The following is a 24,932-nucleotide window of genomic DNA, read 5'->3' on the forward strand; positions in this document are numbered from 1 at the left end:
TGATGGTATGGTGATGAGAAAAATAACGTGGTTTACCGCATTGGCTTTGGGATTGACGTCATTCACCCATGCTGAAACTCCAACGGTACCGTCAGCTCAATCGGCGGTCATGGCCACTGACGCGGCGCAGATACCCGCAATATCGGGTGATATACCGGTGCGCGACGTAGAATATTTGTTTGCCAAAATCGCGCCGCCGCCGGGGACCTTCTCCTTGCGTGGCACTAACCCTGAAGGCCAGCTTGAGTTCGGCGTGCGCAGTGATGAGGTGGTGACTCATGCGACCTTGAATCTTGAGTTTACGCCATCACCTTCGCTGATCCCGGTGGAGTCGCAGGTGAAAATCTTGCTGAATGATGAACTGATGGGCGTCATGGCGATCACCAAAGATCAGCTTGGTAAACCCACCCACCTTCAATTACCGATCGATCCGCGTTACATCACTGATTTCAACCGCTTGCGGTTAGTTTTTGTCGGCCATTATCAAAATATCTGTGAGAACCCAGCGAGCAATACCCTGTGGTTGGATGTCAGTAAGTCCAGCTCACTGGATTTGCGCTATCAATCGCTGCTGGTTAAAAATGATTTATCCCACTTTCCTGAGCCATTTTTTGATGCCAGAGATAATCGCCCGCTGATTCTACCCGTGATATTTGCTGCTGCACCTGATGTGTCGCAGCAGCGGGCCGCGGCTATTCTGGCCTCATGGTTTGGTGATAAGGCGCAATGGCATGGGCAGAACTTCCCGGTATTGTATAACCAACTGCCTACTCAGCATGGCGTAGTATTCGCGACTAACGCTCAACGCCCTGATTTCCTAAAAGATTACCCGCCGGTGAAAGCTCCAACGGTGGAAATCATCAGTCATCCGAATAACCCGTATGTGAAGTTATTGCTGATTCTGGGGCGCGATGATAATGACCTGATTACTGCGGCACAGGGGATCGCGCAAGGCAATATTCTGTTTCGTGGTCAGAATGTAACGGTGGATAAGGTTGAGCCATTAGCACCTCGCCTGCCTTATGATGCACCAAATTGGGTGCGTACCGACCGCCCGATGACATTTGCTGAGTTGCAGCAATATCCTGAGCAACTGCAAACATCGGGATTACTGCCGCCGCCGATTTCATTAGCGATGAATCTGCCACCGGATTTGTTCTTGACTCGCAGTGCTGGTATCGATATGCGCTTGATATATCGTTACACCTCAACACGTTTGATGGATGGTTCCCGCTTAAGTATCAGCTTGAATAATCAGTTTGTGCAGGATTACCCACTGTCACCGAATATGCCCGAAGACAGTAAGATCCTGCGTCTGCCACTGCTACAAGGCTTACAGGATGCCGCCAAAAGGCTAAGCATTCCGTCCTTGAAACTGGGCGCGACTAATCAACTACGTTTTGATTTTGATTACAGCACCTTGCTGGCAAGCGGTGCCGAGGGGCGATGTGAAACCTATTCTACCGCGCCGAATCACGCGGTAATTGACGGTAACTCTACGATTGATTTCTCCGGCTACCGTCACTTTATGGAAATGCCTGATCTGCGGGCATTTGCCAATGCTGGATTCCCCTTCAGCCGTATGGCTGATCTCTCCGAAACGCTAGTTCTGGTACCACCAAACCCGGCACCAGCACAGATAACCACCCTACTCAATGCGGTGGGAAATATCGGGGCGCAGGTGGGTTATCCCGCGGTCGGTATTAACATTACCGATGATTGGTCACAGGCGGCGAAGAAAGATGCAGATGTGTTGATTATTGGCACCATTCCGCCAGAACTGCGCAATGATCGAAAGATTAACGTGCTGGTGGAACAGACCCTGAGTTGGGTAAAAATGCCAAACCGGCAAACCGGCCTACCAACCATGATGGTACCGCAATCAGATTGGGTAGCAGACAGCCAGGCGACGATAAGCTCTGAAGGGGCGATGTCGGCGATTATCGGTCTACAGTCACCTCACTTCCCTCAGCGCAGTATTGTGGCGTTATTGGCCGACAGTTCGCGTGGTTATACCTTGCTGAACAATGCCATGCTCGATACTGGCAAACGCGAAGCGATATTTGGCTCGGTCGCGGTTATTCGCGAGTCGGGCGTCAACAGCCTGCGAGTTGGTGAGACCTATGATGTCGGTCATTTGCCGTGGTGGGAACGTATCTGGCATACCTTATTTACCCATCCGGTACTGTTGGCAGGGGTGGCCGTATTGGTCGTGGTTATGGCTGCAATGATGGTCTGGCGTGTATTACGTCTGATCAGTCGCCGCCGGTTATCACCTGATGAGCGAGATTGATGTTGAAGGTCGTGATGTTTAAGCGACAGATCTGTGCCCTGCTGCTCGTCAGTTTTGGTAGCGCAGCAACATGTGATTGGCCAGCATGGCAGCAGTTCAAACATGACTATGTCAGCGATGGCGGGCGCGTTATTGATCCCAGCAGCCCGAGGAAAGTCACCACGTCGGAAGGACAGAGTTATGGGTTGTTTTTTGCTCTGGTTGCCAATGATCGGGAAACCTTTGACCAATTATTATCCTGGACGGAAAACAACCTGGCCGCCGGGGATTTAACCGCACGTCTGCCGGTATGGCTATGGGGACAACGCAAGGATAATAATTGGGATGTTCTGGACCCCAATTCGGCCTCTGACGCGGATCTATGGATTGCATACAGCTTGCTGGAAGCGGGGCGGCTATGGGATAGCCGCCGTTACCAGACGATGGGTACTTTGTTGCTGCAACGTATCGCTCAAGAGGAAGTGGTGAATATTCCAGGCCTTGGCGAAATGCTATTGCCGGGGAAAATTGGTTTTAATGATGATGACCGTTGGCGGCTCAACCCGAGTTATCTGCCGCCACAACTGTTGGCCCGCTTTGCCTCTTTGACGGGGCCGTGGAAAGCGATGGTTAAAGTCAATCAGCGCTTATTGCTTGAAACGGCACCCTATGGTTTCTCCCCTGATTGGGTGGTTTGGCAAGAGGGCAAAGGCTGGCAACCTGATGAGACACGGCCCGATGTCGGTAGCTACGATGCGATACGCAGCTATTTGTGGGTTGGTATGTTGTCCAATAACAGCCCAGAAAAGACTATATTAATCCAGCGCTTCCAGCCGATGGCGGCGGTAACCCAACAACGTGGGGTACCACCAGAAAATACGGATACCAGTAACGGTAAAACCAGTGGTAAGGGATCGGAAGGGTTCTCGGCAGCATTACTGCCATTTTTAGCCAGTAGCCCTGAACCCTATAATCAGCAAACCTTGAGCGTGCAACAACAACGTGTGCAAGATTCGCCACCGCCCGCAGATGCCTATTACAGTGCGGTGCTGACATTGTTTGGTCAGGGATGGGCGCAGCATCGTTATAGTTTCAATCGTCAGGGTGAGCTTCAGCCCTCATGGAACAGTCAATGCGCAACATTAAAATATACTGGCTCTTAAGCTTAGCGCTGTTGTCCCAAGCCTTTACCACTCCGGCGCAGGGCGCTGAACCTATCTCACCGACCCAGTTTTTACTGGAGCAGGTACGGCTAGGAGAAGCAACCAATAGAGACGAGTTGGTTAAGCAATCACTGTATCGCTTGAATATGATGGACTCGAATAACCCGGAAGTGGTGGCGGCAGGAATGCGCCAGGCTCTGAGACAGGGTAATTTGGCTGAAGCACAAAAACAGTTGGATAAGCTGCAACAATTGGCACCCGACTCAGAGGCTTATCAGCGGGCTAAACTGCTGTTGGCGCTGACTAAGCCGGAGGTACGCCAACAATTACAACAAGCGCGTCTGTTAGCGACCGCCGGGCGGGTGACTGAGGCCAAAGTTCAATATGATCAACTGTTGCAAGGCAAACCACCAACACTGGATCTTGCTGTGGAATACTGGCGGTTGGTCGCACGTGTACCGGGGCAGGAAGCCCTCGCCACCCAGAAATTAGCCGCGCTTGACCAACAATACCCCGGTAATGTCGCGCTGCGAATGGCCTTGGCGCGCCTGTATTTCAATCAGCAAAATGCCACGCAAGGTTATGCCATATTGGAGAAAGTGGCCGCAGACCCAGTGGGAGCTTCAGATGCCGCAGACTTGTGGATGGAGACGGTCAAAACCATGACTGTCAGTCCACAAAGCGTGGCGGCGCTGACCCATTTCCTCAACATCTTCTCGTCTGGCCCTCAGGCTAATCTCGCCCGTCAAGCATTAGCCAGCCAGCAGGCCATGCTGGCTTCACCGACTTATCAAGCGCGTTTAAGTGGATTGGCAAAAGTAGACAGCGGTGGCGGGGTGGCGGCGATCCCCGCACTAAAACAGGCACTGGCTGCCGCACCTAATGACCCCGAGATCCTCGGCGCGCTGGGTCTGGCATATGCCCGTAGTGGTGACCGTGCCCAAGCTCTGCGCTTGTTTGAACTGGCGCAAAAATCAGATAAAGATGGTCTGAAAAGCGACAAGTGGATCAGCCTGATAAAAACCAATCGCTACTGGCTGCTAAATGACGAGGGGGATAAAGCGCTGAAAGCCGGTAATACCGGGGTGGCACAACAGAAATACCAGCAAGCGCGCCATATCGATGGCAGCGACAGCTATGCATTGATTGGTTTGGCTGATGTTGCCGTGGCCCGTCATGATGATAAAACGGCCGAGCAGTATTATCAGCAGGCACTCCGTCTGGACCCATCAAACGGCAGTGCGGTACGAGGGCTAACCTATATCTACCAGCGTGAATCGCCGCAAAAAGCACTGAGTTATCTGAGCAGTTTGCCACGCAGTCAACAAGCCAAAATGCGTGACACATTAGACAGCCTGCAAGTCGATATGCTGAAACAACAAGCCGAAAATCTGGCGGCGCAGCAACAATGGCATCAAGCAGCGGAAAGATATCGCCAGGCGCTGAAGATGGCCCCGGATGATGTCTGGATAACCTACCGGCTGGCACAAGCGTTAGCGCAAGAGGGGCATTTGGTGGAAGCTGACGCACAGTTCCACCAATTAGCGAGCCGTAAGCCGAAAGACCCCGAGCAGGTATATGCCTATGCGCTGTATCTCTCCAACACCGGGCGTGATAGTCAGGCATTGGTGCATTTGGCAACACTGCTAACCCTGCACTGGAACGATAATATCCGCGCTTTAGACCAGCGCTTGAAATTTGCTCAGCTACTGACATTAGCTCGCCAACTGCGGGCTAGTGGTGATGAAGTAGGGGCGATAACCCTATTACGTCAACAGCCAGCCAACACTGCCATTGACTTGACGCTTGCCGATTGGGCGTTAGAGCGTGGTGACTATCACGCGGCGCTGGTGGGGTATCAGCGAGTTCGGGCGCGCGAGCCACAAAACCCCGATGCTATTCTGGGTGAGATTGAGGCTTATATTGCTGAAGGCCGTCTCAGTGACGCTCACCAATATTTACAACATGAGCCACTTTCCGGTGACGGGGTTAGCTTAAGCGCCCAGCGGCGGATAGCCAATGCCTGGTACGGTGTGGGTGAGCCACAAAAAGCGGCAGAGATCTTCCAGCGCTTGAAACCGGCGGCAGCTAAAGGGGGACCCTCACAGGATAATGCATTGATATTCCGTGATTCAGGTCGATTAGCACAAGTGCAGGGGCAACCCGCTGCGGCACAAGATGATTTCAAACATGCCATGGTAGCCAGTGGTATCACACCGACACTGGCGACAGATAACGACAGTTATACCTTGCTGACCCGCAATCAGGCCACCGATGACTGGCTTAAGCGGGGCATTCGTTCTGATGCCGCTGACCTTTATCGCCAGCAGGATACCCGTATCACGATTGATCACGACTACCTGCGGTCAAGCGGCACGGAAGGGATTTCTGATCTCCGGGCGCACAACACCATGTTGCAGGTAGATACCTCGCTGGCTGATGGTCGGGCTTTCTTACGAACAGATACGGTGCAGATGGATGCCGGGACCTTTGACAAGAATACTCGATATAAAGCCGGTACCTGTTACCAGACAGAAAAGCCATGTCAGACTAATCTACATCAACAGGCAACGGGTACCAGTGTTGCCGTGGGCTGGCAAAATGACAGTTGGGAAACTGATCTCGGTACTACACCGATGGGTTTTGATGTCGTTGATGTGGTCGGTGGGCTGGCATACAGCAATAGTTGGAATCATATTGGCTGGACCGCCACGGCGTCACGTCGGCCAATATCCAGCTCGATGCTGGCCTTTGCCGGAGCCAAAGATCCGAATACCAATGTGACCTGGGGGGGCGTGCGTGCCAACGGTGTGAGCCTGGGAGCCAGTTATGACCGAGGTGAGGCTCACGGAGTGTGGAGCGATTTAAGTTATCATTACCTGACCGGGCAGAATGTGGCGGATAACCAGCGGCTGCGCTTTATGACGGGTTATTATTACAAGCTAATCAACGAAGATAACCGCCGTGTTACCGTCGGTTTGAACGGGATGTGGTGGCATTATCAAAAAGACCTCAGCGGTTATACGCTAGGCCAGGGCGGGTATTACAGTCCGCAAAAATATCTGTCATTGGCTATTCCGGTAAACTATCGGCAGCGGACGGCTAACTGGTCGTGGGAGTTGGGTGGGTCGGTGTCTGTTTCACATTCTGCAACCAGCTCACGGGCGCGTTATCCACTGCAAAATCTGCTCAACCACAGTATCCAGACCATTCCAGACCGGTATGAACCCGATGATGGTGATAGCAGCAATGGGGTGGGTTATACCTTGCGCGCCTTGATCGAGCGCCGGTTGAGTTCGCATTGGACATTGGGGGCTGGGGTTGATATCCAGCAGGCGAAGGACTATACCCCAAGCCATGCGCTTATCTACTTGCGTTACTCTCTGGCTGGCTGGCAAGGCTCACTGGATATGCCACCACAGCCATTGGTGCCATACGCAGATTTTAAGTAATCATTGGGTCGTGATGATTTGCACGAAAAAACAACGTTAGAGTGAGAAATAGCACTCTGACGTTGCGATCCTGATAGGAAAAGACTGAAACCCACGGTATTCTTCCCCTCCGGTTTGGTTTCACCAGATAAAATCTGAACGCGATCGAGTATCATACACCCAAAGTAACCGGCTCGCTGTGAGCGAGCCATAAGCTGATGCTGGTTAGTGCTTCGAGAGTGGAGAGCCGCTAACATCGCGGCAACTTCAAGCAAGAAGGGTATACTCAGACAGCATCGACGAGTCGCCATATCACCATGGCACCCTCTTATATTATTCAGTTGGCATTGGCGGAGAGCGAGTTTGCAGGTAAGGCGTTCATTAACGATTAAACAAATGGCGGCAGTGGCAGTTGTGGCACTGGTGACCATCTGTATTTTTATCGTCCTTCAGTTGTTCCACTTTGTGCAGCAGCGCAAAGATGACTACGCCAAGCAGTTGGAGAGCATCGCATATTCGGTTCGCCAACCGTTGTCAGAAGCCATACTAAGTGTCGATGTCCCACAAGCCAAAAAAATCCTCAATAGCTTGTTACCGATTGGTATTCTCAGCCGCGCTGAAGTGATATTACCGAATCAGATTCAGGTATTACATGCTAACTTCCCCACAGAACGGCCTGTTCCACGCTGGGCTAAGCGTATTTTTTCCCTGCCAGTACAGATAACAATACCGCTGTATGCACTGGAGCGGGTATCCGCAAATCCGCAGCCACTGGCACATTTAGTGTTGCGAGCCGATTCATTTCGTATGTATCAGTTCATTCTCAGTGCACTGTCGGCCATGCTATCGACCTATTTGTTACTGGCATTGGTACTTTCGGTCTCTATCGCCTGGTGTATTAATCGCCTGATTATTCATCCATTGCGGGCGATGGCCAAAGAGCTGGAAAAGATTGGTCAGCAAGGTGTGCTTAACCACCAACTGTCCTTACCTGCCCACCATCAGGATGATGAATTAGGCGTACTGGTACACAATTACAACCGTAACCAGCAACTATTAGCCGAAGCTTATACGGATATGACCCGTATAAATACCCGTTTCCCGGTGACTGAACTCCCCAACCGCCCGTTGTTTATGGCTCTACTTGAGCAGGAAATTGCAGCTGGTATGCATGCTGAGAAATTCCACCTGTTAGTCATTGGCATTGAAACATTGCAAGAAGTGTCCGGCGTAATGAGTGAAGAGCAGCACCGGCAGCTCTTGTTGACGATGGCACAGCAACTTGAACAATGCATTGATGAAAACAGCTTGCTGGCGCAACTGAGTAAAACTGAGTTTGCAGTACTTGCCAGAGGGATCAGCCGCCCGTTCCCGGCGATGCAGTTGGCGCGGCGGATTATGCTGCAAATTACCCAACCCTTAGTCTTTGGCAATATGCAACTGCGGCCCAGCGCCAGTATTGGGATTACTGATTACCAATACCAAGATGAAACAGCCGAGTCTCTGATGGGCAATGCCAGTACTGCGATGATGGCCGCTCACCATCAGGGGCGAAACCAGATTATCGTGTTTGAGCCGCATTTGACTGAGAAAACGCAAAAGCGACTGACTCAGGAGCATGACATTTTACAGGCAATTGAAAATCACGACTTCAGGCTGTTTTTACAACCCCAATGGAATATGCAAGATCAGCGGGTTATCGGTGCAGAAGCGTTGTTACGCTGGCCCCAACCGGATGGCAGTTATCGTTCCCCTTCAGAGTTTGTCCCCGGAGCGGAAGAGGGGGGCGTGATGATGCCACTGGGTAACTGGGTACTGGAAGAGGCATGCCGCATTCTGGCTGACTGGAAAGCACAAGGGATTACCCTATCTTTGGCAGTAAATATTTCGGGTTTGCAGGTGCAGAGTGATCAGTTTTTACCGCATCTGAAAACCATCATCGATCAGTATCAAATCGACCCGCGCCAATTATTACTGGAAATAACCGAAACTGCCCGTATTCAGAATCTGGATGAAGCTCTCGGGCTACTGCGCGAATTACAAGGGCTAGGTTTGTCGATCGCTTTGGATGATTTTGGTATGGGATATTCAAGTCTTCAATATCTCAATCACCTGAAAGGCCTACCAATCAGCATGATTAAGCTCGATAAATGCTTTGTGGAGCACCTGCCAGAAGATGATGTAATGGCGCGAATTATCGCCACTATTTCAGAAGTATTAAAGTTGCGAGTGATGGCCGAAGGTGTCGAGACCGATGAGCAACGTCAATGGTTGCTAAACCACGGTATTTACTGCGGGCAGGGTTTTTTGTTTTCAGAGCCATTACCGCGAGAGGTGTTTGAGGCGCGCTACATCCTTCGTCCTTGACGCCGCAGCGTTGTTAGCGGCACTCGTATACTCGGCCCATCCTTGGGCCTCGCCTCGTTGAGGCCGCTGCAAGCAGCGTTCAAATCTGCTCCCGGCAGATTTGTCACCCGAATCACTGACTTGAGTCAGCTCATCGGGATTCGTTTGCTGGCTGCCTGGCTGCAACGACAATGACTTTGGCTGTTCCCTTCGCCCTTGACGCCGCAGCGTTGTTAGTGGCACTCGTATACTCGGCCCATCCTTAGGCCTCGCCTCGTTGAGGCCGCTGCAAGCAGCGTTCAAATCTGCTCCCGGCAGATTTGTCACCCGAATCACTGACTTGAGTCAGCTCATCCTACGGGCTAGCATAAATGCTGTCCAAATAGATTCCCGACCAATTTGTCGTTTGCTGGCTGCCTGGCCGTTTTTCCATTTCAGGGGTATTGCGTTGAACCCAGCGGTAAGTTGCTCACTACTGGCTATGTGCAAATTACCAAAAGATGAGCCTTGTGTTTTTATAAAAAAAAGCATGATGTTACTTTGTGTTTATCGAGAATTAAGTGGGGTGAATGTAGGATAAATGCACTAACACAGGTAAATAAAAAATAAAATTCCCACACCGTCGTAGGAATTTTATTTTTTATCTGTAGGCTAAAATACGGGGTGTTTGGGATTGGTTACTCCCCTAAATGGAAATGGATTATTTTATTCTTTAAATTAAAAACATAATAAGCTACTAAAATGATCTTAATCCACATTAACGATTACTTTTTTATATGTAGACGATCTAAAAATCTTCGACAAAGGAAACATTCAGTATAATATACTGCAAATTAATATTGCTTGCAGATCATTGATCTGTGATATCTGTATTTACCAGATGAATCGATCATGTATACTTTAATCCATAGCAAGTGAGCACAGCGACAAGGATGTTTCAGGTTTCTAAGTCGCTTAATATACAGCACGGACATTGTGAATATTAGAAACCCGCTTTACTCCCGCTCTTAAAAGATATTTAAAATATCGTTTTCGCTACCAAGTATATATATTGAGCTTCGACATTTATTGGATTGTTGAAAAAACTCATTACTGGTCTTATTGCCCAGCAGCGATAAATAGATATCTAATGGATTCTTGTGGAATAACCGCCACCAAATTAACACAACAGTACTGAGTTATTTAACTCATACATCTATTATTAATTGGAAATATAAATGAAAAAGTTAGCTATTATTGCCTCAATCGTTGCTGCATTCGCGGGTGTTAACGCTGCTCAAGCCGCTTCTACCGGTACCATCACTTTTAACGGTGAACTGACAGCATCTACTTGTGACGTGTCCGTCGACGGCCAGGGTGCAGACGCAACAGTAGTACTGCCAACTGTCGGTACTAACCAGTTGACTTCTGCTAACCAGGTTGCAGGCAGCACCGGCTTTAACATGGCACTGAGCAACTGTGCTGGCACCCTGAAAACAGTTTCGGCTTTCTTTGAAGCAGGCCCAAGTGTTGATGTGGTTACCGGTCACCTGAAAAACGTAAGCGGTACTGCTGGCCAGGTTAGCCTGGAACTGCTGGACGCGTCTAACGCCATGGCACCAATTAAAGCCGGTAACAGCAGCCAGACAACCAGCACGACTTATATTGATGCTGCTACGGGTTCTGCAACACTGCCGTATGCGGTTCAATATTATGCTGATGGCGCAACCACTGCCGGTACTGTTGTCAGCAACGTGGTTTACTCTATTCAATACAAATAAGTATTAACGAGTAACACAGAAATATAAAAGGGCAGATATCTGCCCTTTTTGACGATAAGCACTAAAATTAAAGCATGCACACATTCATTAAGTGTCGAGGTTGTTATGAACAGCACTAACCGTTTTTTATTAACTGTCTTCTCAGCCTTGTTCTTGATTCTATTTGTCGGACGCTCTGTTCAGGCCAGTGTGGTTATTACCGGCACCCGGGTAATTTATCCGGAAAAACAAAAAGAAGTGACGGTAAAGGTGAATAACACCGGCACCGGCCCGGTGGTATTACAAAGCTGGATTGATAACGGGGATGTGAATGCCCGCCCGGAAACGTTAAAAGTGCCTTTTGTACTGACACCACCGATTAACCGGGTTGAGCCGAATAAAAGCCAGACACTGCGCATCAGTTATACCGGTGCGGCTTTACCAAAAGATAAAGAATCTGTTTTTTGGTTAAATGTCTTAGAGATACCGGCTAAAGCGGATGCGGGTAGCAGCCAGAACTATTTACAGATGGCCTACCGTTCCCGTATTAAATTGTTCTTCCGTCCTACCGGTTTGGTCGGTAATCCCAATGATGCCGCACAATCTTTAGTCTGGACCAAAGTCCCCGGCGGACTTAAAGCCACCAATCCGACACCGTTTCATGTTTCGTTGGTCACGGTGGGGATAACGGGCAGTAAAACAGCGCCGGTTGAAGGCCAAATGATTAGCCCTAATAATTCGCTGACCTTTTCGTTACCGGGAAATACCGCCGGCAATAACGTTGATTTTGAATTTGTTAATGATTATGGCGCACTCAATAAACTGAGCCAGCCCATTAAACCTTAATTTAATTTATATACAGCAGTCATACACAGCGTCCGCTGGTTATCTCGTGGGGGCGGAATACGTCTGTACACTACGGAATAATTGAATAATGAAACACCCTGCAATGCCTTTTTCAGCAGAACAGCCTACCCGCAATGTTGGTTTAACGCCCGTTGCGGCGGCGATTATTACCGTTTTTTTGTCACCAACTGTTTTTGCTGTTGATAGCATTGGAAAAACAGAGAGTACTGTATCACTTGAGCCTAATAAACCTCAGGCTGTGGAGTTTGACAGTATTTACTTAAATACCGAACACGGTGGTTCCGGCATTGATTTAAGCCGCTTCTCGAAAGGGGGCAGCGTGTTACCCGGCATTTACCGGGCTGACATTTATTTAAACAATACCCTGATTGGCAATGAGAATGTGGAGTTTAAGGCCCGCGACGATAAAAGTGTCCATGCCTGCTTATCCTCGTCGGTCATTGGCAGCCTTAATCTCAAACCTGACGCGCTGCCGCCTGAATCACTGGCTCCGCTGAAAAAAGACGCGGGCTGTGTTGATCTGGCGTCGCTGATCCCCGATGCCCAGGTGACTTTTGACAGCGGCGAACAACGGCTGGATATCGCTATTCCCCAGGCATTGTTACTCCGTACCGCCCGTGGCACCGTCAATCCGGCCTTGTGGGACAGCGGCGTGACGTCAGGGATGTTGGGCTATTCACTCAATGGCTACAGCTCCTCCGCCAACGGACAGACATTTAACTCGGCTTTTGCCGGGATTAACACCGGGCTAAACCTCGGCTCATGGTATTTCCGTCATAACGGCTCGTATAACTGGCAAGAAGACGGTGACAGCAAATACACCAGTATTAACAGTTATGTGCAGCGGGATGTCCCGGCTGCGCTGGGCCGGGTGTTGCTGGGGCAATCCAATACCACCGGGCAGTTATTCGATACCGTGCCTTTTACCGGGGCACAATTCAGCACCGATGACCGCATGTTGCCAGAGTCCCTGCGTGGTTATGCGCCGGAAGTGCGCGGGATTGCCCGCACCAATGCGCTGGTGACCGTGCGCCAGAGTGGTCAGGTGTTGTATGAAACCACGGTTTCGCCGGGCGAATTTATCATTGATGACCTCTATCCGACCGGCTACGGCGGCAATCTGGATGTCACGGTGCGTGAAGCCGACGGCAGCACACAGAACTTCCAGGTGCCGTTTGCGGCAGTGGCGCAATTGCTGCGCCCCGGTTCGCAGCGCTACAGCCTGACGGTGGGTAAAGTGCGCAATGATTCGCTCTCCTTTACCCCGGGTCTTTATCAGGGAACCTATCAGCGTGGTCTGAACAACAGCATTACCGGTTATACCGGGGCGCAGGCCAGTGAAGACTATTATGCCGTGCAGGTCGGGACTGCGTTCAGTACCCCGATTGGGGCGGTGGCGGTCGACGTGACCCAGGCCAATACCCGCCTGCGCAACGGCAATGAAAGTGGCCAGAGCTATCAGGTCAGTTACAGCAAGGTGATTGCTGAAACCAACAGTAACCTGAGTGTGGCGGCGCACCGCTTTTCGACTCAGGGCTATCTCGATTTCGCCACGGCGATGCAAACCCTTGATGCTGAACGTCAGGGCTATGACGCCAACAGTATCTACCGGGCAAAAAACCGCTTAACCGTGACCGCCAATCAGGGATTACCGGACGGCTGGGGCCAGATGTATATCAGTGGTTCTTTGCAGGATTACTGGAATAAAGGTGGCAGTGACCAGCAGTATCAGGTGGGTTACAGCAACAACTATAAAAGCATGACCTACGGTGTCAGCGTGAACCGCAGCCGCTCCGGGTTTGGCGAGATGCAAAATACTTATCTGGTCAGTATGAGTTTCCCATTAGGGCGTAATGACCAGCAGAACGTGCCGCAAATGCGACTGGAAATGAACCGCAATGGTCAGGGCAACTGGGGCGAACAGGCATCGGTTTCAGGCAGTGCCGGCGAGCAAAGCCAGTTCAGTTATGGGGCGACCGCCATGAACAGCAACGGCGGGTCGGGGGCCAGTGGCAGTGTCAATGGTCAGTACCGCGGTTCTAAAGCCACCAGTATGGCGTCTTACGGTGGCGGTCGCGACTATCAGAGTGGCTCGGTCGGCATTTCAGGCAGCATGATTGCCCACCCCGGCGGCGTGACATTAACGCCGTACAGCAGTGAGACCTTTGCGGTGGTGGAAGCGAAGGGCGCTGAAGGGGCCGAAGTGTCCGGTTACTCCGGCGTGAAAATTGACTCGCGGGGTTATGCCGTGGTGCCGTACCTGAGTGCCTATCAGATGAATGAGATAACCATCGATCCGAAGGGGACCTCTTATGACGTGGAGCTGGAATCCACCAGTCAGAAAGTGGCGCCGAATGCCGGAGCGGTGGTGATGGTGAAATATAAAAGTACCAAGGGCTATCCGATATTGGTCAATGCCACCCAGTCAGATGGCGAGCCGGTGCCGTTTGGGTCGCAAGTATTAGACACCAAAGGTCAGGTAGTGGGTTCTGTCGGTCAGGGTGGTCAGATTTATGCGCGGGTGAGCGAGGAGCGTGGCCGTTTGCAAGTCAGTTGGGGTGAAGGTACCGGCCAGCAATGTTACCTGAACTATATTCTGCCGCCGCAATTAGCCAACGGTAAAGCCAGCGCGATGATGCGGTTTACCTCGACCTGTGTGCCTCAGGAGCAATCGCTTCGTGAGTAAAGGCTTCGATATGACGTATTTTTTCAGCGGAAAAGACGATAACGCTGCAGGAAGGCGCTAACCCAATGCTATTTACTGCCAGAAAAAGAGGCAATGATGTATGAAACTATCTATGAATAAAGTGGGTGTGCTATTTGGCGGCCTCTTGTTAAGTGTTATCAGCACCAGTAGCTGGGCCGTGGCGAATTGTTCGTTTGATGCTGGCGCCACTCAAACGGAAACCGTGCCGTTGACTCCGCCGGTGATTTCGGCGGGGGTCGATATTCCCGTAGGGACGGTGCTGTATCAAGGCAGCTGGTTGATGAGAAACACTAAGATGGGATGCCAGTGGGCACAGGCTGACGTAGGTAAATCATTTTGGTTCAGCAGTTCAACGTTGATTAGCCATGCCCCACTCCCTCTGAGCGGCTTGATGACCGGTCCGTTTGCGGGTGCCGTTTATCAGACCAATATTCCGGGGATTGGTGTGGCCATTTCACGAAGCCCAGATGGCAATCCGATAATAGTTAACCGGCCTGCGGTGACGACGGATACAGAGAACCCTATAAGGCAGGTAGGCAATGAATTAGGCGGCGCCTTGGATTTTGGCGGTTCAACACGTTATGTCTCGCTCATTAAAACGGGGGCTATTACCCCCGGTAGCTTTACGATTAGCGGTGCAAATTTCCCGAGTATCACGACTACGCTTGAGCCCGCGGTGAATACTCATGCGGGTTCTGTTCCCGTCACCGGGTTGCCGTTTACTTTTTACAATATCAATTTTCAGGGAACCCTGACGGTGTCTACGCAAACCTGCACCACACCAGATGTCACGGTTGCATTGGGACGTTATGACAAAAATGAAATTTTTAGGGGGATAAACTCAACAACACCTTGGATTGATGCGTCAATTAACCTCATAAATTGCCCTAGATTCTACGGTTTTTATAACAGTACCAATACGACGATATTGATGAATTACAATACCGGAATGGGGAGTACATCCAACTCGCTCAATAACGGTATTGGCGTGCGCCTGACACCTGCTACCAATGTAATTGATGCCGCCAATGGGATTATGGCTATCGACTCGACGGTATCCGGTGCAGCATCGGGCGTAGGTATCCAGATTGGTTGGGGAAGTAGTAGCCAAACCCCAACGCTGTTTAACTTTGCGGCAGAACAAACAGTGACGCTGCCAAAAGACGGCAGTTCTACAATCCGTGTTCCGCTGTCTGCCCGCTATATTCAAACAGAAGCGAACGTCACACCGGGTAAAGCGAATGGTAAAGCCGTGTTCTTGATCAATTATTATTAATTAAATTAATAACATGGCCTTTATGGGAGGCAGCAGTGCCGCTGAAGATAAAGTGGCACTGTTGCAACGTTTGTTTTGGGACTTGCTGCAAAAAAATGGCTGTACGATGAAACTTCATGATTTTTCATCAGTTTTCGTGAGCCAATATGATGTATAACACATTTAAGTGGAAACATTTTTCGCCCGAGATCATCCTTTGGTGCTTACCAAAAAACGGATTGAGGTAACCGGTGGTATTGGTCATTCGCTGGTTGCCCCTTTTGGTCTACAGATTATTCTGGCGTAATCACTGCAATATGGCTAAATATCAGAATTTTCATCTATGCAGGTAATATCAAGATATTATCCTTTCTTATATTAATTAACCTTAATTTTTAATAATAAATATCCGTCATGCCTTGGTTTGGCATGTATATCGGTCATCCTTTTCCTACAAGCAAATAGCAAAGATCATTTGTAGTGTAAAAGTGATTAAAACTATCAATAATACCCATATGAAAATATTTGGCTGAGATATATTTTCCTTATATTCGCTTGTGCCTACAATATTATTACCTACCACGTCAAGACTATTTATTCCTCACATTATCCTCTTTAAAATAGCGACAATCCCTTGTTACATCTGGGATCTAACAGAATTCTTACAGAGACGCGATAGTAGTTAAAACTATTTACTTTGAACCATGTCACATAAATGGATATTGGTTTTATTAATTTCAAACTATTGGTCATGGATCTCGGAACTTAATATCAAAATAAATAGAATAACGTTCCATAAGTTTCTTTTGTATTTATCATAATAATACTTATCTTTATTAAAATAAGGGAAATTGGAATGAAATTTAAATTACTATCTCTGGCAATGGCATCACTTATCAGCACTAGCGCAATGGCGGTAACTATTGACTATCGTCATGAAATGCAAGATCAAAGTGGTAACACCCACAAAGATCGTTTATTAATGTCACATCGCTTTGCAAATGGCTTCGGTTTGTCACTGGAAGGCAAGTGGAAAGGGGCTCAGGACAAAGATAAAGCATTTAATGAAACAGTCAGCAATGGTACTGAAGTCGTTGCCAGCTATGTATACAAAATTGATAATACATTTTCTATTGAACCAGGTTTCTCATTAGATTCAAGCTCCACAGCCAATAGTTATCGTCCTTACCTGCGTGGTAAGGCTAATATCGTTGACGATCTCTCTGTTTCCTTCCGTTATCGTCCTTATTACAAACGCACCAGCGCCAATATTAATACGCCAAAAGATACATCTGAAAATGGCTATAATCTGACGAGCGTGGTTAGCTATAAATTCTTTAAAGATTACCAATTAGACTATGAGCTGGACTACAAACAAGCCAATAAAGCTGGGGTTATACTGGCAAATAACGAGAACTACGATTGGAGCCACGATTTTAAATTGACTTACAAGTGGGATAAAAACTGGTCTCCTTATATGGCAGTTGGTAACGTTGCTGGCAGCAAAAATACCAACGAACGTCAAACCCGTTATCGCGTTGGGGTGAAATACAGCTTCTGATCCATTATTGAAATAATCAGATTCTGACCTCAGGGGGTCACACCTCACATAACGATTTTTGACAGGTAGCAAGTAATGAAAAAAAGAGCGTTATTCTTGAGTATGGCAGCGCTGGCAACGCTGTATATACCCGCCGGACAGGCAGCGGATACCGATCGTCTCACTGTCGTGAAACAGTATGTCGATAACGTGTTAAGCAAAGCTTCAGATACTTACCACGGTGATAAGCCCAGCCCGTTATTGGCGGATGGTGTTGACCCCCGTACTGGCCAACAAATGGAATGGATATTCCCCGATGGCCGTCGGGCTGTGTTATCAAACTTCTCCGCACAACAAAATCTGATGCGTGTCATGAGCGGCCTGAGCCAGCTTACCCAGGACGCCCGTTACCAAAAACGCGCTGAAGATATCGTTCGTTATCATTTCCAAAATTATCAGGACCCGAGCGGCTTACTCTATTGGGGCGGCCATCGCTTTGTCGATTTGAAAACGCTGCAACCAGAAGGGCCGAGTGAAAAAGAGATGGTGCATGAACTGAAAAATGCCTATCCCTACTATGACCTGATGTTCAGTGTTGATAGTGATGCCACTGCCCGGTTCATTCGTGGTTTCTGGAACGCCCATGTTTATGACTGGCGTATTCTCGAAACCAGCCGCCACGGCGAATATGGCAAACCAATGGGGAAATTGTGGGAAAGTAAATTCGAGCAACAGCCCCCCTTCTTTGCAACCAAAGGGCTTAGCTTCCTCAATGCAGGTAATGATCTGATTTATTCCGCTTCTCTGCTTTATAAACATCAGCAGGAGCCAGAGGCATTAGTGTGGGCTAAGCGTTTGGCCTCGCAGTATGTATTGCCACGTGATGCGAAAACCGGTCTTGGTGTTTATCAGTTTACCCAAGCTCTTAAACGGGAAGAGCCAACAGATGACGCAGATACCCACTCCAAGTTCGGTGACCGCGCCCAGCGTCAGTTTGGTCCAGAGTTTGGCCCGGCAGCATTGGAAGGCAACATGATGCTCAAAGGGCGCACCAGCACGCTTTATTCTGAAAATGCGCTGATGCAACTGCAACTGGGTAAAGATCTGGGCAATCAAGGGCCGGATTTATTGAAATGGACCGTGGATGGCCTAAAAGCATTCGCGCAATATGCTTATAACGATAAGGACAACACCTTCCGCCCAATGATTGCTGATGGGCAGGACTTATCCAATTATACACTGCCGCGTGATGGCTATTACGGCAAAAAAGGCACCGTACTCAAGCCGTACAAAGCGGGCAACGAATTCCTGATTTCATATGCCCGTGCTTATGCCATTGATAATGATCCACTGTTGTGGAAAGTGGCTCGCGGTATTGCAAACGATCAGGGGCTGGGTGATCTCGGTACCGCACCGGGTAAAGAGGTGAAGATCAAGTTGGATACTACCAACAGCGATCCTTACGCATTGTTTGCTTTGTTGGATCTCTACCATGCCAGTCAGGTGGCGGAGTATCGTTTATTAGCAGAGAAAATCGGCGATAACATCGTTAAAACCCGCTATATCGATGGTTTCTTTATGGCTTCACCGGATCGTCAATATGCTGATATAGATGCCATTGAGCCTTACGCTTTATTGGCGCTAGAGGCTTCACTACGCAATAAACCACAGGCAGTAGCCCCTTTCCTGAATGGTGCTGGTTTTACTGAAGGTGCTTACCGAATGGACGACGGTTCAGCCCGGATCTCAACCCGTGATAATGAACTGTTCTTGCTCAATGTGGGTGAGAAGCTGCAACCGAACGGCCGTAAATAGTCCCGACAGCGGCCCGTGCTGGGGCCGCTGTTGGTAAAGTGCCGGGCAGTGGCTTCCCAGGGTTGCTTGTCCCGGCGCTTTCCTCTCGGGTTCCTGTGTCGTGATAAAAAGGATAGGTTGATGAAAAAACAGGTTTTAGCCACTCTGGTGTTAGGTTCGTTGTTCTGCGCATCGGGTTATGCCGCGCAGATTGTTGCTGTCACTGCATCGGGTTATGACAGTGAGAAAGGCCATGTTCCGGCGAATATTGCCGACGGCGATGTAAAAACGCGATGGGCAGCATCAGGAGATAGCTGGATTCAACTGGAATTGGATAAAGCGCAATCCATTGAAAATATTCTCGTGGTTCCATTTAAACCCACCGAACGCAAACTGAAGTTCTCCATCGCCTATTCCAGTGATGGGAAGAGTTGGCAGCCGCTTGCGCAAGGGCTGGAAACCTCTACGGCGGACAAAAACGGTGAGAAGCTGACTTTTGCACCGGTGACAGCCAAATATATCAAGCTGGACACTTTTGGCACAGATATCAATAAGTGGAGTGCCATTAACGAAGTCGCCATTAACAGTGCTGCCACCGTGCCCACCCGGGCAATTAAATAAGCTTACTGGAAATGGCTAACTCGCCCCCTTGACTAATCATCCTTAAAGGGGGCTATTGCTGCAATATATCGGCTGTTCACGTCGTTCAAAAACCTTCTTTTCCCCGACACACCATCCCGATTATTTATCTCATTTCTACCCCTTCTGCGGACTAATCATTTTGGTTAATTGTCTGGTTGATCTGTCTGTTTTTCCGTTGTTGCTCCCGCTTGAAGCGTTTCAGTTCTTAATTTCGTGTTAAGGGTGCAATCCAGTGCAACTAATAATTTCCATATTGTTATGAGGGTGTTATTTTCCGCGCAAGCACGGATAAAAAAGAAGTGTCACTCAATCATCACAAAGAGTTAAGCGACAGGCTGCCGTGTATTTACCCAAAAGGACATAGTCATGAAAGTTTCAATATTTAAAAGTCTTTATTTTCAGGTGTTAACGGCGATTACCTTGGGCGTATTGTTAGGGCACTTTTACCCTGACCTTGGCGCTCAGATGAAACCTCTGGGTGATGGATTTGTTAAACTAATTAAAATGATTATCGCACCCGTGATTTTCTGTACCGTGGTTACCGGTATCGCGGGCATGGAAAGTATGAAGGCCGTTGGCCGTACCGGTGCGATTGCACTGCTCTATTTTGAGATTGTCAGCACCATTGCGCTATTGATTGGGCTGGTGATTGTGAACGTGGTGCAACCCGGTGCCGGTATGAATATCGACCCGGCAACTTTGGATGCCAAAGCAGTTGCACTTTATGCCGAACAAGCCTCGCAACAAGGGATTGTGCCATTCTTGCTGGATATCATCCCAGGCAGTGTGGTGGGCGCGTTTGCCAGCGGTAATATTCTGCAAGTATTGATGTTTGCTGTTCTGTTCGGTTTTGCCCTGCACCGTTTGGGTGAAAAAGGTCAGCTCATCTTTAATGTTATCGAGAGTTTCTCCCGCGTTATCTTCGGTATCATCAATATGATTATGCGCCTGGCGCCGATTGGTGCTTTCGGTGCGATGGCCTTTACTATTGGTAAGTATGGTGTCGGCAGCTTGGTGCAACTGGGGCAGTTGATTATTTGCTTCTACGCGACCTGTATTCTGTTTGTGGTGGTGGTGCTGGGGTCGATTGCGAGATTCAATGGCTTTAACATCTTCAAATTTATCCGCTATATAAGAGAAGAACTGCTGATCGTATTGGGGACGTCATCTTCTGAGTCCGTGCTCCCGCGCATGCTCGATAAGATGGAGAAAGCAGGGTGTAAGAAATCGGTGGTGGGGTTGGTTATCCCGACCGGTTACTCCTTTAATCTGGACGGCACCTCTATCTACCTGACCATGGCGGCAGTGTTTATTGCGCAGGCGACCAACACCCATATGGATGTTATTCATCAGGTCACATTACTGGTAGTACTGCTGCTCTCCTCAAAAGGTGCGGCCGGTGTGACAGGCAGTGGCTTTATTGTGTTGGCGGCGACCATCTCTGCGGTTGGGCATTTACCACTGGCCGGGTTGGCGCTGATTCTGGGTATCGATCGCTTTATGTCCGAAGCTCGCGCCCTGACTAACCTGATAGGTAACGGTGTGGCAACTATTGTGGTTGCCAAATGGTGTAAACAACTGGATAACGACCAGTTGCAGGCGGTGTTATCAAACAAAACACCACCTAACAGTGAGATAAAAAACGGTCTTTCTTCTTCGTAGCATCAAGTGCGAATTCGTAGCACCAAGTGCGCAAGATATAACCAAAATTCCGTCGATGAGTACGACCAAATCACTACCGGTGGCTTGCTGTCACCGGTAGCACCTCTGCACTATAATCGCGAAAATAATGCCCCGCGATCCATTTTCTGGTGTTAAATACCCTTTAGCTACTATTTTTTACTCTGTTGAGTGACATCGGCAAAAGCATGCGGTCTAACAGAATGGTACACTGCCACCTCCGGTTTTCACGGTGGCGTTGACCGTTGATTTTTCGCCTAATAATGACGGCAGAGCGATCAGTTTGTGATGGCTGGACTGGGGTTATTAAAGCTGGATTGGTTTATGCATGTCTTTATGGCTGCCATATCGATGGCGCTGACAAGTTAAACATGGGCTGTTCGGGTGAAAACACGACTGGCTGGTGTAAATTTGTATCGTTTTAAAATTGGATAGTTTATTAAGTAGGGGTTCACATGCAGGGCACCAGAATTCGTCTCATAGTTGGTGGATTATTGTTGGCTGCCGCCAGCAGTAATGTGCAGGCTGAAGCACTACAACCCGATCCTGCCTGGCAGCAGGGGAAGTTAGAAAACGGGTTCTCATGGCAGTTGCTGGCTACGCCTCAACGCCCAAGCGATCGGATCGAGTTACGTCTGGTTGTTAATACTGGCTCATTATCTGAAAGCGCACAGCAAGTTGGCTTTGCCCATCTGCTACCACGCCTGGCATTAATGAGTAGCGCGAGTTTTACTCCCGCCCAACTTCAGTCGCTGTGGCAACAAGGGGTCGATAACGAGCGCCCGTTGCCACCGGCCATTACATCTTATGATTTCACGTTATACAGCTTAAGTTTGCCCAATAACCGCCCCGACCTGATGAAGGAAGCGCTGGCCTGGTTATCTGATACCAGTGGCAAGCTGGCTGTAAATGAACAAACCGTTAATGCAGCACTGAATGGTGCCACCGATCCTATTGCCACTTTCCCGCAAAATATTCAGGAACCTTGGTGGCGTTATCGGCTTAAAGGTTCTTCTTTGATTGGGCATGATCCGGGCCAACCTGTGGCGAAGCCGGTCGATGTCGAAAAGCTAAAACAGTTTTATGAACAGTGGTACACCCCGGATGCGATGACGTTGTACGTGGTCGGAAACGTGGATAGCCGCAGCATTGCCGCCCAAATTGGCAAAACGTTCTCTGAGCTGAAAGGGAAACGCGCGACACCTGCACCGATTGCGATGTTAGCGCCATTGCCGCCAGAGCCGGTAAGCCTTATTAATGAACAAGCGGCACAAGATACGCTATCGCTGATGTGGGATACCCCATGGCATCCTATTCAGGATTCCATCGCATTGAGCCGCTACTGGCGCAGTGATTTGGCGCGCGAGGCGCTGTTCTGGCATATCCAGCAAGTGTTGGATAAAAGTGATCAGAAGAACCTGAAACTGGGCTTTGATTGCCGGGTGCAATATCAGCGTGCGCAATGTGCTATCCACTTGAATACGCCGGCTGAAAACCTGACGCCAGGGATGAGTTTTGTCGCCCGTGAACTGGCTAGCTTGCGCGCTAATGGCCTGAGTCAGGCTGAGTTTGATGCGTTGATGGTGCAGAAAAATGATCAGCTAAGTAAGTTGTTTGCAACCTATGCCCGCACTGATACCGACATTTTGATGAGCCAACGTTTGCGCTCACAGCAAAGTGGCGTAGTTGATATCGCCCCGGAACAGTACCAGAAGTTGCGCCAGGCATTCTTGTCGGGTTTGACGCTGGCTGAGCTTAATCAGGAATTGAAACAGCAGTTATCGCAAGATACTACGTTGATTCTGACGCAACCGAAAGGCGAGCCAGAAGTGAATGTGAAGGCATTACAGGCGGCGTACAACGCAATTATGACACCCCATACGGTGGTGCCAGAGGATGCCACGCCAACAGTAGCGGCAGCGGAAGCAGCACCACCAACACCGACCACTGCGCAGTAATCAAAAAAGCCCGGGCGGTATGTGCCGGGCTTGTCGTTAATGAAATGAATTCATGACGATATGAAGCAGCAGAGGCGGACCGTAGCGACGTCAGTCACCGGCCGCCAGAACCTGTTGGCGAGTATCAAACTGCTGGCATTGCCGCCAGTGGAATGATAGCACCACGATATTGAATCACCGTGCTGGCTGTTAAATGGCCACGTACTGCTGCGTCGTGGGCGCTACCGCCCGTTAAGCGAACCGCCAGATAGCCCGCACTGAAGGAATCCCCCGCAGCGGTGGTATCCACCACTTTCTCTTTCGGCAGTTTGACCGCGGGAACATCATATTGATGGGCTTCAAAACCGTCTTTTACCCAGACGATACACGAGTCCGCACCACGCTTGATGATAATCTCGCTCACGCCCAAAGCCTGAGTGCTTGCAATCACCTGTTCCAGTGGCTTCTCGCCCCACAGCATATCTTCATCATCCAGTGTCAGGAACGCGATATCCGTACAGGCTAACATGTCACGGTAGGCTTCCTGAGTCTCTTGCTTGCTCTGCCACAGGCGTGGGCGGTAGTTGTTATCAAAGATAACTTTGCCGCCGTTGGCACGACAGGCGCGCAGCAATTGCAGCAGACGCTGGCGCGATGCGTTGTCCAGAATGGCTAAACTGATCCCACTGAGGTACAGATAATCAAATTTTTCCAGCCGCTGGCAGATTTCATCGGCTGCCGGACTGGTCAACCAGAAACGGGCTGCGGCATCATTGCGCCAGTAATAGAAGGTTCGCTCACCGGTGTTGTCGGTTTCGATGAAGTACAGACCCGGCAACTTATTATCCATACGCTGAATAAGATCAGTGTGGATTTGTTCTTGCTGCCAGGCAGCCAGCATCTCTTCACTGAAGTTATCAGTCCCCAATGCGGTCACGTAATGTACATTCAAAGCCTGCTTTGATACCTGACGGGCAACATACACCGCTGTGTTCAGCGTATCACCGCCAAAACCCCGGCTAAGATCGGTACCTTTTTGTGACAGTTCAATCATGCATTCGCCGATAACGGCAATATTTTTGCTGGTCATGGAAAGCGGCCTATTTCTGAATGATGAGTCAGTGATGGGAATGATATTGGGTTATCCCCGGCTAACTTGACGTTGTAGCGTTGTTTGCAGCCGTGCTACAACGCCAATGACTTTGACTATAGTCTCACTGCTGGCTTAGTCGGAGTCAATAGTATTAAAACGACGTTTTAAATTTTTTATGATGTAGGTCGGGAAACTGACAAGTTTCCCGCCACTCAGAACAGAATTATGGTGATTTCCGCAGTTTGGTGACGCTTTGACCACCAATACCCCAGTTATCAGTGTCCACTTCATCAATCACGACGACCGTAGTCGCGGGGTTTTTACCTAAGGTATCGACTAATAGTTGGGTGACTCCGGCGATTAGCTGTTTTTTCTGCTCCACCGTCGCTCCTTCGCGAGTAATTTTAATATTTACATAAGGCATACAGACCTCCATTAACATTAATGGCATTATTGAGTTAACTAC

At 49.3% G+C, this 24,932-nt stretch carries 15 protein-coding genes; 13 read left to right on the plus strand and 2 right to left on the minus strand.

From position 1 onward, the window contains the following. Nucleotides 1–7: 7 nt before the first annotated feature. The 13 genes from bcsB (at nt 8) to Q2T71_RS19605 (ending at nt 23,394) form a co-directional block, all read left to right on the plus strand. Nucleotides 8–2,293, plus strand: coding sequence for a cellulose biosynthesis cyclic di-GMP-binding regulatory protein BcsB (gene bcsB / locus Q2T71_RS19545; protein WP_372560255.1), 2,286 nt, complete (start codon nt 8–10; stop codon nt 2,291–2,293). Continuing rightward, the gene (bcsZ, locus tag Q2T71_RS19550) at nt 2,293–3,435 is read left to right on the plus strand and encodes a cellulose synthase complex periplasmic endoglucanase BcsZ (protein ID WP_372560256.1); all 1,143 of its coding nucleotides are present in this window, start codon (nt 2,293–2,295) and stop codon (nt 3,433–3,435) included. The genes bcsB and bcsZ overlap by 1 nt, the downstream gene beginning before the upstream one ends. Beyond that, complete coding sequence (gene bcsC / locus Q2T71_RS19555) at nt 3,405–6,887, plus strand: cellulose synthase complex outer membrane protein BcsC (RefSeq protein WP_372560257.1); 3,483 nt, start codon at nt 3,405–3,407, stop codon at nt 6,885–6,887. Before bcsZ ends, bcsC begins: the two co-directional genes overlap by 31 nt. Nucleotides 6,888–7,229: 342 nt before the next feature. Beyond that, the gene (hmsP, locus tag Q2T71_RS19560) at nt 7,230–9,233 is read left to right on the plus strand and encodes a biofilm formation regulator HmsP (RefSeq protein ID WP_227746572.1); all 2,004 of its coding nucleotides are present in this window, start codon (nt 7,230–7,232) and stop codon (nt 9,231–9,233) included. A gap of 1,196 nt (nt 9,234–10,429) precedes the next feature. Further along, a complete protein-coding gene (locus Q2T71_RS19565) occupies nt 10,430–10,972 on the plus strand; it encodes a fimbrial protein (RefSeq protein WP_372560258.1) in 543 nt (180 codons plus the stop codon). Nucleotides 10,973–11,077: 105 nt separating this feature from the next. After that, nucleotides 11,078–11,797, plus strand: coding sequence for a molecular chaperone (locus Q2T71_RS19570; RefSeq protein WP_372560259.1), 720 nt, complete (start codon nt 11,078–11,080; stop codon nt 11,795–11,797). An 88-nt stretch (nt 11,798–11,885) separates the two neighbouring features. Beyond that, entirely contained in the window at nt 11,886–14,504 is a 2,619-nt protein-coding gene (locus tag Q2T71_RS19575) for a fimbria/pilus outer membrane usher protein (protein WP_372560260.1), read from the plus strand. A gap of 100 nt (nt 14,505–14,604) precedes the next feature. Next, nucleotides 14,605–15,801, plus strand: a complete 1,197-nt coding sequence (locus Q2T71_RS19580; RefSeq protein WP_372560261.1) for a fimbrial protein — start codon at nt 14,605–14,607, stop codon at nt 15,799–15,801. Between the two features lie 835 nt (nt 15,802–16,636). After that, nucleotides 16,637–17,341: an oligogalacturonate-specific porin KdgM family protein gene (locus Q2T71_RS19585; protein ID WP_083161368.1), complete on the plus strand. Its 705-nt coding sequence runs from the start codon at nt 16,637–16,639 to the stop codon at nt 17,339–17,341. Nucleotides 17,342–17,416: 75 nt separating this feature from the next. After that, complete coding sequence (locus tag Q2T71_RS19590) at nt 17,417–19,135, plus strand: pectate lyase (RefSeq protein ID WP_372560262.1); 1,719 nt, start codon at nt 17,417–17,419, stop codon at nt 19,133–19,135. A 120-nt stretch (nt 19,136–19,255) separates the two neighbouring features. Further along, entirely contained in the window at nt 19,256–19,735 is a 480-nt protein-coding gene (locus tag Q2T71_RS19595) for a discoidin domain-containing protein (RefSeq protein WP_372560263.1), read from the plus strand. Between the two features lie 387 nt (nt 19,736–20,122). Continuing rightward, nucleotides 20,123–21,418 (plus strand): dicarboxylate/amino acid:cation symporter, encoded by a 1,296-nt coding sequence (locus Q2T71_RS19600; RefSeq protein WP_372560264.1) that lies wholly within the window; start codon nt 20,123–20,125, stop codon nt 21,416–21,418. Between the two features lie 473 nt (nt 21,419–21,891). Next, nucleotides 21,892–23,394 (plus strand): M16 family metallopeptidase, encoded by a 1,503-nt coding sequence (locus Q2T71_RS19605; protein WP_372560265.1) that lies wholly within the window; start codon nt 21,892–21,894, stop codon nt 23,392–23,394. A gap of 124 nt (nt 23,395–23,518) precedes the next feature. Here Q2T71_RS19605 and Q2T71_RS19610 read toward each other — a convergent pair whose 3' ends face one another. Next, nucleotides 23,519–24,463 carry a sugar kinase gene (locus Q2T71_RS19610; protein ID WP_372560266.1) on the minus strand — a complete coding sequence of 315 codons (945 nt, stop codon included), beginning with the start codon at nt 24,461–24,463 and terminating at the stop codon, nt 23,519–23,521. A gap of 226 nt (nt 24,464–24,689) precedes the next feature. Continuing rightward, complete coding sequence (locus tag Q2T71_RS19615) at nt 24,690–24,890, minus strand: 2-hydroxymuconate tautomerase family protein (RefSeq protein WP_372560267.1); 201 nt, start codon at nt 24,888–24,890, stop codon at nt 24,690–24,692. Nucleotides 24,891–24,932 lie beyond the last annotated feature (42 nt).

The organism is Yersinia sp. 1652 StPb PI (genome assembly GCF_041538345.1).
GTDB classification, from domain to species: Bacteria; Pseudomonadota; Gammaproteobacteria; order Enterobacterales; family Enterobacteriaceae; genus Yersinia; species Yersinia enterocolitica_E.

Bases quoted from the DNA above. Each gene is read 5' to 3' on its own strand.
- Q2T71_RS19615 (WP_372560267.1), bottom strand. From the start codon at position 24,890: ATGCCTTATGTAAATATTAAAATTACTCGCGAAGGAGCGACGGTGGAG.
- Q2T71_RS19570 (WP_372560259.1), top strand. From the start codon at position 11,078: ATGAACAGCACTAACCGTTTTTTATTAACTGTCTTCTCAGCCTTGTTC.
- Q2T71_RS19575 (WP_372560260.1), top strand. From the start codon at position 11,886: ATGAAACACCCTGCAATGCCTTTTTCAGCAGAACAGCCTACCCGCAAT.
- Q2T71_RS19600 (WP_372560264.1), top strand. From the start codon at position 20,123: ATGAAAGTTTCAATATTTAAAAGTCTTTATTTTCAGGTGTTAACGGCG.
- Q2T71_RS19585 (WP_083161368.1), top strand. From the start codon at position 16,637: ATGAAATTTAAATTACTATCTCTGGCAATGGCATCACTTATCAGCACT.
- Q2T71_RS19610 (WP_372560266.1), bottom strand. From the start codon at position 24,463: ATGACCAGCAAAAATATTGCCGTTATCGGCGAATGCATGATTGAACTG.
- Q2T71_RS19580 (WP_372560261.1), top strand. From the start codon at position 14,605: ATGAAACTATCTATGAATAAAGTGGGTGTGCTATTTGGCGGCCTCTTG.
- Q2T71_RS19595 (WP_372560263.1), top strand. From the start codon at position 19,256: ATGAAAAAACAGGTTTTAGCCACTCTGGTGTTAGGTTCGTTGTTCTGC.
- Q2T71_RS19565 (WP_372560258.1), top strand. From the start codon at position 10,430: ATGAAAAAGTTAGCTATTATTGCCTCAATCGTTGCTGCATTCGCGGGT.
- bcsC (WP_372560257.1), top strand. From the start codon at position 3,405: ATGCGCAACATTAAAATATACTGGCTCTTAAGCTTAGCGCTGTTGTCC.
- bcsZ (WP_372560256.1), top strand. From the start codon at position 2,293: ATGTTGAAGGTCGTGATGTTTAAGCGACAGATCTGTGCCCTGCTGCTC.
- Q2T71_RS19605 (WP_372560265.1), top strand. From the start codon at position 21,892: ATGCAGGGCACCAGAATTCGTCTCATAGTTGGTGGATTATTGTTGGCT.
- Q2T71_RS19590 (WP_372560262.1), top strand. From the start codon at position 17,417: ATGAAAAAAAGAGCGTTATTCTTGAGTATGGCAGCGCTGGCAACGCTG.
- bcsB (WP_372560255.1), top strand. From the start codon at position 8: ATGGTGATGAGAAAAATAACGTGGTTTACCGCATTGGCTTTGGGATTG.